The 9498-nt window shown below is 67.8% G+C and carries 12 protein-coding genes and 1 pseudogene; 9 read left to right on the forward strand and 4 right to left on the reverse strand.

Annotated features, from left to right (window positions below):
- Nucleotides 1–55 precede the first annotated feature (55 nt).
- A complete protein-coding gene (locus OC490_RS18535) occupies nucleotides 56–469 on the forward strand; it encodes an ATP-binding protein (protein ID WP_262059073.1) in 414 nt (137 codons plus the stop codon).
- On the opposite strand, the gene OC490_RS18540 is transcribed toward OC490_RS18535, so the two are convergent.
- On the reverse strand, nucleotides 462–908 hold the full coding sequence (locus OC490_RS18540) for a DUF1772 domain-containing protein (RefSeq protein WP_262059074.1): 447 nt from the start codon (nucleotides 906–908) through the stop codon (nucleotides 462–464). The genes OC490_RS18535 and OC490_RS18540 overlap by 8 nt on opposite strands.
- A 91-nt stretch (nucleotides 909–999) precedes the next feature.
- Between OC490_RS18540 and OC490_RS18545 the strand changes: the two genes are divergently transcribed.
- The 6 genes and pseudogenes from OC490_RS18545 to OC490_RS18570 form a co-directional block, all read left to right on the forward strand.
- Nucleotides 1000–1578, forward strand: a complete 579-nt coding sequence (locus tag OC490_RS18545) for a TetR/AcrR family transcriptional regulator (protein WP_262059075.1) — start codon at nucleotides 1000–1002, stop codon at nucleotides 1576–1578.
- 106 nt (nucleotides 1579–1684) lie between these two features.
- Nucleotides 1685–2011, forward strand: a complete 327-nt coding sequence (locus OC490_RS18550; protein WP_262059076.1) for a PadR family transcriptional regulator — start codon at nucleotides 1685–1687, stop codon at nucleotides 2009–2011.
- The gene (locus OC490_RS18555; protein WP_262059077.1) at nucleotides 2008–2364 is read left to right on the forward strand and encodes a DUF1048 domain-containing protein; all 357 of its coding nucleotides are present in this window, start codon (nucleotides 2008–2010) and stop codon (nucleotides 2362–2364) included. Before OC490_RS18550 ends, OC490_RS18555 begins: the two co-directional genes overlap by 4 nt.
- A 1-nt stretch (nucleotide 2365) precedes the next feature.
- Nucleotides 2366–2668, forward strand: coding sequence for a DUF1048 domain-containing protein (locus OC490_RS18560; RefSeq protein WP_262059078.1), 303 nt, complete (start codon nucleotides 2366–2368; stop codon nucleotides 2666–2668).
- A 111-nt stretch (nucleotides 2669–2779) separates the two neighbouring features.
- Nucleotides 2780–3958, forward strand: a complete 1179-nt coding sequence (locus OC490_RS18565; protein WP_262059079.1) for a hypothetical protein — start codon at nucleotides 2780–2782, stop codon at nucleotides 3956–3958.
- Between the two features lie 80 nt (nucleotides 3959–4038).
- Nucleotides 4039–4476: pseudogene (locus OC490_RS18570) on the forward strand (helix-turn-helix transcriptional regulator); the annotation flags it as partial.
- A 14-nt stretch (nucleotides 4477–4490) separates the two neighbouring features.
- Here OC490_RS18570 and OC490_RS18575 read toward each other — a convergent pair.
- Nucleotides 4491–5099 carry a YceI family protein gene (locus OC490_RS18575; RefSeq protein WP_262059080.1) on the reverse strand — a complete coding sequence of 203 codons (609 nt, stop codon included), beginning with the start codon at nucleotides 5097–5099 and terminating at the stop codon, nucleotides 4491–4493.
- Between the two features lie 377 nt (nucleotides 5100–5476).
- On the opposite strand from OC490_RS18575, the gene OC490_RS18580 reads away from it, so the two are divergent.
- On the forward strand, nucleotides 5477–7060 hold the full coding sequence (locus OC490_RS18580) for an acyl-CoA carboxylase subunit beta (protein ID WP_262059081.1): 1584 nt from the start codon (nucleotides 5477–5479) through the stop codon (nucleotides 7058–7060).
- Between the two features lie 57 nt (nucleotides 7061–7117).
- Nucleotides 7118–7309, forward strand: coding sequence for an acyl-CoA carboxylase subunit epsilon (locus OC490_RS18585; protein WP_262059082.1), 192 nt, complete (start codon nucleotides 7118–7120; stop codon nucleotides 7307–7309).
- A gap of 65 nt (nucleotides 7310–7374) precedes the next feature.
- Here OC490_RS18585 and OC490_RS18590 read toward each other — a convergent pair whose 3' ends face one another.
- Nucleotides 7375–9036 (reverse strand): NACHT domain-containing protein, encoded by a 1662-nt coding sequence (locus OC490_RS18590; RefSeq protein ID WP_262059083.1) that lies wholly within the window; start codon nucleotides 9034–9036, stop codon nucleotides 7375–7377.
- Between the two features lie 94 nt (nucleotides 9037–9130).
- A partial coding sequence (locus OC490_RS18595; protein ID WP_262059084.1) for a GTP-binding protein occupies nucleotides 9131–9498 on the reverse strand: 368 nt, incomplete at its 5' end.

Raw genomic sequence — 9498 nt, forward strand, 5'->3', positions numbered from 1 at the left:
GAACTACGACCTCACTCACTGACCCACGATAGTGACTCCCTGTGACAGTGGTCCCGTGAATGAACAACTCCAACAAGGCCACACCCGCGAGGCGTTCTACCGCCGGGACCGCAGATCGGTCGCCCTGGCCCGCGACTTCACCCGGGAGGCGCTCACGTCCTGGTCGGTCACGGGCCGGATGGGCGACGCGCTGCTCTGCGTAAGCGAGTTGACGACCAACGCGATCCTCCACGGCGTACCGCCGGGGCGGGGCTTCGCCCTGCACCTGTCGCTGCACCCCGACGGAGTCCTCCGTGTCGAGGTCCACGACAGCGGCACCACCCAACTCCGCAGGGTCCGCACGCCGTACCGGCAACTGGACGCGGAGGAGGGGCGGGGCCTGATGCTGGTCGCCGCGCTGTCGGACAAGTGGGGGGTGGGGGAACGGTCGCCGGGCACGGTGGTGTGGTGCGAGTTCGCGCTCAGGTGAGGGCCGCCGCCAGCAGGGCGAACGCGGCGACGATGACGGCGACGCGGACGTAGTGGTAGCGGTCCCAGCGGTGCAGCTGCTCCTTCCAGTCTGCGGGCCGGTTCTCAGGAGTCCATGCCTTGCCCCGGTTGTTGATCGGGACGAGCAGCAGGATCGACATGACCACGCTCACGACCAGCAGTGCGGCGGCGGTGACGACGAGGCCGGCGCCGGAGTGGTGCCATTCGGTGACGGCCCAGACCGCGCTCAGGACGAGCGAGCCGATGTACCAGAACGGCATCACGGCGCCGAGCATCCGGCCCCCGTGGGCGCGGCCGAGCTGGCCGCTGTCGCCGGGGAGCGCGTCGAGGATGCGGTTGATGACGAAGGCGACGGAGAACTCCACCCCGACCATCACGCCGACGACCACGGTGGTGAAGACCTCAAGTGCGGTGATCATCACTACTCTCCTTGTTTTCTAGCGTTGCTAGGTGATGAGGCAACGCTAGACCTACTGCCGCTCGAATGTCTAGCGGTGCTAGGATCGAATCATGTCGGTACAGGAACGCAAGGAGCGCGAACGGGCGGGCCGTGAGCGCCTCATCTTGGCGACGGCCCGCGAACTCGCCGAGCAGCAGGGCTGGGACGCGGTCACCACCCGGCGGCTCGCGGAGCGCATCGAGTACAGCCAGCCCGTCCTCTACAGCCACTTCCGCGGCAAGCGCGAGATCATCGGCGCCGTGGCCCTCCAGGGCGCTGCCGAGATGGCCGTAGAGCTGCGGGCCGCGGCCTCCGCCGCGAAGGGCCCGCACGCAAGGGCCGCCGCCCTCGCCCGCGCCTACCTCGACTTCGCCGAACGCAACCCGGCGGTCTACGACGCCATGTTCCAGCTCGACGGCGGCCTGGCGTTCGCGCAGGAGGACACCCCGGAGCCGATGAAGGACGCCTTCGCCGCGCTGCTGGAGAACCTCGACGCGGTCGCCGGGGAGGGTGTCCAACCGGGCCTGTTCACCGAGGTGTTCTGGGCGTCCCTGCACGGCCTGGCCACCCTGACCCGGGCGGGACGGCTGCCGCCGGAGGATGCCGAGCGGAGGACACGGCTGCTGGTGGAGCGGCTCGCCGTGGTCTGACGCAGTTCACTGCTCACCGTCCGCCTCCGGCCGAGCTACTCGGTGATACCGTATAGTGGTACTCGGTATTACGCAGTACTGGGAGCGGGCGGAGAGGAGACCGGCGATGGACGACCTGACGGAGATGCTGAAGGGCACCCTTGAGGGCTGCGTGCTCGAAATCATCGGCGGCGAGGAGACCTACGGGTACGCCATCACGCGCCGGCTGAATGAACTCGGCTTCGCCGACGTCATCGAGGGCACGGTCTACACGATCCTGCTGCGGCTCGAGAAGAACGGGCTCGTCAAGGTGACGAAGCGACCGTCCGGGGTGGGTCCGCCGCGCAAGTTCTACGCGCTCAACGAGGCGGGCCGTAAAGAGCTCACGCGATTCTGGGCGAAATGGGACTACCTCTCCGCGCGCATCAACAAGCTGAAGGAGGGCGGGCGATGAACTACTGGCAGACCATCACCGGCAGCGACCTCACCCGGGAATGGAAGGGCTTCGAAGCCCGGGCCGAGGCATTGCCGGACGACCACCGGGCGGCGTGGGAGGAGATCAAGGTCCACCTCTCCCCGTACTCGGGCTTCACGGGCCGCAACCTGATGCCGATCGTCGACAGCGCCCTGGGGCTGCTCGAAGAGACCGCGGCGGACGGCCAGAGCGTTCACGACGTACTGGGCGACGACATCGCGGGCTTCTGCGCGGCGCTGGCCGGCGGAGAGGGGACCCGGAGTTATCGCGACCGGTGGCGCGAGCAGTTGAACCGGAACGTCGCCAGGAAATTGGCCCGGCTGGGAGGCTGACGTGAGCATTCAGGACATCATCGAGGGCAAGAAGCACTGGTGGGCGCACGTGACACGGGTCAAAGCGCTCCCGCCGGACTACCAGATCGTCTACAAGGAAATACAGAAGTACTACTTCAAGGTCGGACCGGTCGAGCTGCCCGACCTGACCCTGCTCCCGGGAATTGTCGATTTCTTCGAGGAGGGCGCCGCGGACGGCAAGGGAGTCCTGGAACTCATCGGCACCGACGTCGCCGCCTTCGCCGACGACCTGATCAAGGACCAGCGCACCTACGGGGACATCTATCGGGAGTCCCTTCTGTAGCCGGTGCTTTTACCAGACCGGAAGAGGCGTGGGCGCGGAAGAACGAAACGACGCGCGGCACGCCGGTCGGGTGCCCATGCTGCTCCCAGCGTCGAGAACGGGGGAGCGAACGTGCAGGCGTTTCTGGCGGGGGTCGTACTTCTGGTGTGTCTGAGCGCGCCGCTGATCGGTGGGGTGCAGTTGCCGCGGCTGAGGCGGAAGCGGCCGACATCCGAGTACTCGGGAGGGGCGCCGTTCGCGGTGGGGTGCGGCTCGTGGGTGATGTGGTTGCTGATGATTCCGGTGTTCCAGCTCGGCTTCACCGGCACCAGGAACACCTGGATCTGCGTGGCGCTGCTCGTGCTGTGCGTGCTGGTGGCCCGCCCGATGGTCCGGATGGTGGCGCCCGCGCGGCTCAAGGGGAACCGCCTGCTGGTCGCGGCACGCGCGGTGGGCCTCTGCTGTGTCGTGACCGGCGTCATGGCACTCCTGGCCACGGGGATCGGCACGCAGCTCATGGCCGGCCTGGCCGTGGTCTACGCGACGTCCGCCGCCGTACTGGGTCTGATGCGGGCGGTGGACCACGGCTACTTCCCGCTTGTCGTGTTGTGGTCGGCGCTGCAGAAGGCGCTCCTGGCGGTCGTGACCGGGTACTGGATCGACGACACCGGCGGCACCCTCGTCCCCGACCCGGACCACGCCACCCCGGGGGCGCTGCTGCTCGCCGTCCTGTGGTGGTCGACGGTGGGACTGTCCGCCGGGTGCGCGGTGACCGCGGCCGTCCGCCTGGTGCCCTGGCTGAGGACCGGGCCGCCGGCCCGCCCCGCACCTCCCGGAGTGGAGTCCTGGCCGCCGGCCGTGGGCGATGTGTGGACAGCCGAACTCACCCACGACGACAACAACTACAAGGAGCGTCCGGTGCTCGTGCTGGAGCACACCCCGGGCTTCGTCCGCGTGCTCGGCGTCACCAGCGTCGACAAGTCCGACCGGCGGCACGGATATCTGAAGCTCCGCGCGTCCGAGTGGGCGGGCGTGCTGAAGAAGGACGGCTGGCTGAACCTGGAGATCGCGCACATCCCGTACTGCGACTTCCTCTGGCGGCATGGGGAGTGCCCGGACCGGGTGTGGAACCTGGTGTGCACGAAGGCCGATGTGCGGGAGCGGCGGGCGAAGGCAGGACCGGCTCCCGGGTTCACGTTCCATCACCGGTTGCGGTCGGCGATGAACGGGCACGTCGGCCGTGACGCGCGCAAGGTCCGTGCCGACGCCGGCAGCCGGGTGCGCCAGCGGTGGACGCGGGAGCGGGTCTGAGCCGACGCGGCAACATGCCCTGAGAACCATGGGCGTTGATCCTCGCCTGCACGCAGACCGCCGACACGCACACCATCGACACGCCCGTTCCGGACGACGGCAGTCCCGAACGCGCCCGCCTGCGAGCCGTGCTGCTCGACCAGTTGAAGGCCTCGCCCCAGCAGCCCCTGCACCTGCCCACCCCAACTGCCCCTCTCCTACGGGCAGTCTGCGAGATCCTGCGGGCGAACCCGGCCGACGACCGCACCCTGGCCGCGCTCGGCAGAGAGGTCGGGGCGAGCGACCGTACGCTCTCCCGGCTGTTCAGGTCCGACCTCGGGATGACCTTCCCGCAGTGGCATACCCAACTCCGGCTGTACCGCGCCCTGGTGCTGCTGGCCGAGGACACCCCGGTCACCGCCGTCGCCCACCGGTGCGGCTGGTCGTCCGCGAGCGCCTTCATCGACGTCTTCCGCCGCACCTTCGGACACACCCCGGGAACACATCAACCCCGCCGACGGGCATCGTCGACGGGGTGAAGGGGGGAGTGACCTCAGGCGCTCTTGATCGCCGAGATGTCGAAGTTCAGCTTGATCTTGTCGGAGACGAGGACGCCACCGGTCTCCAGGGCCGCGTTCCAGCTGAGGCCCCAGTCGGAGCGCAGGATCTCGGCCTTGCCCTCGAAGCCGACACGCTCGTTGCCGAACGGGTCCTTCGCGGCGCCGTTGAACTCCAGGTCGATGGTGAGCGGCTTGGTGGTGCCGAGGATCTCCAGGTCACCGGTGATGCGGTAGTCGTCGCCGCCGAGGGCCTCGGCCGAGGTGGAGCGGAAGGTCATCGTGGGGAACTCCTCCGTCTTGAAGAAGTCCGCGCTCTTGAGGTGACCGTCACGGTCCTCGGAGCCCGTGGTGATGCTGTCCATCTTGACGTCGAGGGACGCGGTGGACTTGGCCGGGTCGGAGCCGTCCAGGTGCAGCGTGCCGGTGAAGTCGAGGAAGTGGCCCTTGACGTTGGTGACCATGGCGTGACGGGCGACGAAACCGAGCGTGGTGTGCGACGGGTCGATGGTGTACTCGCCGGTCAGCGCGGCCAGGTCGGGGTTGACGGCGGCGGGGGCCGAGGTGGTTTCGGTCTCGTCGCTCTTGCGGCCGAAGATGCCCATGACGTGCTCCTAAGGGGGACGGGGGTGGTGCGGGTGCGAAGCTGTTGAATGTTCAACGATGCCAACACGAAGCACCGTAGACCTATTCCATTCAATGTTCAACATCATCCGCAGGGTATTGCGCCAACTACTACGAGTACGCCCTCCCGGTGGGGTCGGCAACGCGAGAATCACTCCGGAGATGTCATCCTCTCCATGTGAATGTGAGGTGGCTCTCAGCTGACGCCTTTGTGTGACTCCTACAACCGGCACGCCCCCTGAGCAGTCGGAACGGCTGCATGCCGGTGCGGTTCTGTTCGGTCGCACCAGGAAAACGGGCCCGAGACTGTGCAGAGTCGACGGCGCACAATCCTTGGTGTGCTTCGTAGGGTCGGTACATGACCGTTTTGGATGAGGCGCCGGGTGAGCCGACGGACGCGCGCGGGCGAGTGGCCGAACTGCACGAGATCCGTGCCCTGGCACTGGCCGGCCCGAGCGAGAAGGCGACCGAGGCGCAGCACGCCAAGGGGAAGCTGACCGGCCGGGAGCGCATCGACCTGCTCCTCGATCCCGGGTCCTTCCGTGAGGTCGAGCAGTTGCGCAGGCACCGCGCCGTCGGCTTCGGCCTGGAGGCCAAGAAGCCCTACACCGACGGTGTCATCACCGGTTGGGGCACGGTCGAGGGCCGCACGGTCTTCGTCTACGCGCACGACTTCCGGATCTTCGGCGGCGCGCTGGGCGAGGCCCACGCCACGAAGATCCACAAGATCATGGACATGGCCATCGCGGCCGGTGCCCCGCTGGTCTCGCTCAACGACGGCGCCGGTGCCCGTATCCAGGAGGGCGTCTCCGCCCTCGCCGGCTACGGCGGCATCTTCCAGCGCAACACCAAGGCGAGCGGGGTGATCCCGCAGATCTCGGTGATGCTCGGCCCGTGCGCCGGCGGCGCGGCCTACAGCCCCGCCCTCACGGACTTCGTCTTCATGGTCCGCGAGACGTCCCAGATGTTCATCACCGGTCCGGACGTCGTGAAGGCGGTGACGGGCGAGGAGATCACCCAGAACGGCCTGGGCGGCGCCGACGTGCACGCCGAGACGAGCGGCGTCTGCCACTTCGCCTACGACGACGAGGAGACCTGCCTCGCCGAGGTGCGCTACCTCCTGTCGATGCTCCCGCAGAACAACCGCGAGAACCCGCCCCGCACCGAGCCCGGCGACGAGGCCGACCGCCGCTCGGACATCCTGCTCGACCTGGTCCCGGCGGACGGCAACCGGCCGTACGACATGGCCAAGGTCATCGAGGAGATCGTCGACGACGGCGACTACCTGGAGATCCACGAGCGCTGGGCCCGCAACATCATCTGCGCGCTGGCCCGCCTCGACGGCCAGGTCGTCGGCATCGTCGCCAACCAGCCGCAGACCCTGGCAGGCGTCCTGGACATCGAGGCGAGCGAAAAAGCTGCGCGCTTTGTCCAGATGTGTGACGCTTTTAACATTCCGATCGTTACGTTTCTGGACGTCCCGGGATTCCTTCCCGGCGTCGACCAGGAACACGGCGGAATCATCAGGCACGGAGCGAAGCTGCTCTACGCGTACTGCAACGCCACCGTGCCGAGGATTTCGCTCATCCTGCGCAAGGCGTACGGAGGCGCCTACATCGTCATGGACAGCCAGTCCATCGGTGCGGACCTCACTTACGCCTGGCCCACCAACGAAATCGCCGTGATGGGCGCCGAAGGTGCCGCCAACGTCATCTTCCGCCGCCAGATCGCCGACGCCGAGGACCCCGAGGCGATGCGGACGCGCATGGTCAAGGAGTACAAGTCCGAGCTGATGCACCCGTACTACGCGGCTGAGCGCGGACTCGTCGATGACGTCATCGACCCGGCCGAGACGCGGGACGTACTCATCAAGTCGCTCGCGATGCTGCACACCAAGCACGCCGACCTGCCCTCCCGCAAGCACGGCAACCCCCCGCAGTAACCCAGCGGACTCTCCGCGCTACCCCCGCGGAAACCTCATCCACGGAGACTGAGACCTATGAGCACCCCTGACATTCGTGTCGAGAAGGGCCACGCCGAGCCCGAGGAAGTCGCCGCGATCACGGCGATCCTCCTGGCCCGCGCGGCGGCTGCCCCTGCCGATGCCCCGGCCCACTCGGCCCACCGCAAGGCCGGCTGGCGCCGGCTGGAGCGCGAGGGCGGGTTCCGGGCGCCGCACAGCTGGCACTGAGGCTTTTCCAGCGCGTTCACGGCCCCACTCTTCTTCGGGAGGGTGGGGCCGTTGGCGTTTGCGGGTCAGGTGATGGTGAGGTTCTTGACCGGGAGGTCGAGGGCTGTGATGGGGGTGCCGTCGGGGGACTGGCAGGAACTGAGGGACAGCGAGTCGAGGGAACTGAGGTCGCGGTAGGCATGGGAGTCCCCGGGCGCGAGGCAGTCATACAGCGTGAGCGTCCGCAGGTTGACCGGAAGGGGGTCACGTGCTGTCAGCCACGCTGGCAAGTGCATGTTGCTGAAGCTGAGGTCAAGGAGTCCAGGCATGGCAGAGACGCTGCTCAGGCCACGCGGCGTGCATGGGCTCGCGGCCGACAGATAAAGGTTCTCGACGTCGGGGAAATTGCTCAAAGCGGTCAGCTCGCTGGTCTCGTTGAGCTTGTAGAGGCTCAGCCAGGAAGTTGATGGCCCAAGACGCAGACTATCGAGGTCGGCCGCAACCTGCTGGCCAAGCCCCAGGTGGAAGAGGTCCCGCAAGTTGTCCAGGGAGTCGAGTCCGTGCAGCTTTCCTCGCCCTACGACCGTGAACCCCTGCAACTGTGGGTGAGCCGTCAGCACTGTGAGGTCTGAGGAGCCGCGGAGGTTGAAGACCGACAGACCCACCACGGGTGGGAGCTGATCTACGGCATCGAGCGTCGGGAGCGGGTAATGGATCGCCAGCCTCGTGACCGACTTCAACTGAGTTGCTGCGCGCCACTGCTGGGAGTGCGTGAGACTCACGCGGTGGCCCTCCAACGGCAGCCCAGCCAATACCTGCTCGCCGTAGGCGTCCGCGTCGAAGTACGCCCAGGCCGCGATGATTTCGTCGACGACAGCGTGGCGCCGGTCCTCCGCATACCCCACCATCAACGCCAGCGCTTCCTCACCGCCCACCATCGCCACGGTCCGCACCGTCTGCATCGCGGCCTTCTCCGTCAACTCGCCCAGCGAGCGCGGCAATCGCCGCAGCAGGCTCGTCCCCACCGCCGCCAGAGCCGCTGGGTCCGTACGCCGACGAGCCGGAAGCAGCGCCGCCATTGCCCCGTCCAGCCGCCCCGCCAGCCCGTCCGGAATCGTCGGCAACGTCTCCTGACAAGAAGCCGCGAGCAGCCGCAGCACCCGCGCATGCCGAGGCTCTGCCTCCGCCCGGTCCAGGATGCCGTCCAACAGCTCCTGCCGCTGGCGGGAGTTGGCATGCCCCGCCGCCATGATGATCGTCTCGCGCCACAGGTCCAGGTGGGCCCGGCCGACCAGGTTGCCGATCCGGTCCTCCTCCGTGGCCTCCTTCGCGGCCAGGTACTCCTGGAAGGTCCGGTGGACGAAGTCGAGGCGGCCCTCGACGGGGGAGCGGAGGATGCCCGAGCGGTCCCGCAGCTGTTCCAGGATCCCGTGACCGTCCTCTACCTCCAGGTGCCGCATCGCCGTGAGCTTGGCCGTGACATGGACCGCGGCCTCGCGGCTGCTCTCGTCGAGACCCCGGAACTTCTGGGCCAGAAACGGCTCGATCCGTTCGGCGACGGCGTCGGCCATTCCCTCGAACTGGCGCCGGACGCTGCGTTGTTGGCGTAACCCCGGCACCCGCAGCCGTAGGAGATCCTCCATCGGCAGGCGGCGCTCCTGGTCCCGTCGCTTGCCCCCGAGCCACAGCTGCGCCGCCGTGTTCGCCACGGTCGTCCCCAGACGTAGTGCGGCAACTTCCGCGCTCATCCCCGTACCCCTCCCGCATATGACCTACGGCCCCCGTTCCTCCCACAGGAGGAACGGGGGCCGCAAGCCGAACGAGCCGGATACAGCGGAATTGCTACCGCAGGCGCGCCATCAGCGCGTGCTCGACCAGCGTGATCAGTGCCGACTTCGCGTCGGCGCGGTGCCGGGCGTCCGTCGTGATGATCGGAGTGTCCGGACCGATCTGCAGGGCCTCGCGGACCTCGTCCGGGTTGTACGGCTGCTGGCCGTCGAAGCCGTTGAGGGCGATGACGAAGGGGAGACCCGAGTTCTCGAAGTAGTCGACCGCGGGGAAGCAGTCGGCCAGACGGCGGGTGTCCACGAGGACGATCGCGCCGATCGCGCCTCGTACCAGGTCGTCCCACATGAACCAGAAGCGGTCCTGGCCGGGTGTACCGAAGAGGTACAGGATCAGGTCCTGGTCCAGGGTGATACGGCCGAAGT

This window comes from Streptomyces sp. STR69 (assembly GCF_024519455.1).
Classification (GTDB): domain Bacteria; phylum Actinomycetota; class Actinomycetes; order Streptomycetales; family Streptomycetaceae; genus Streptomyces.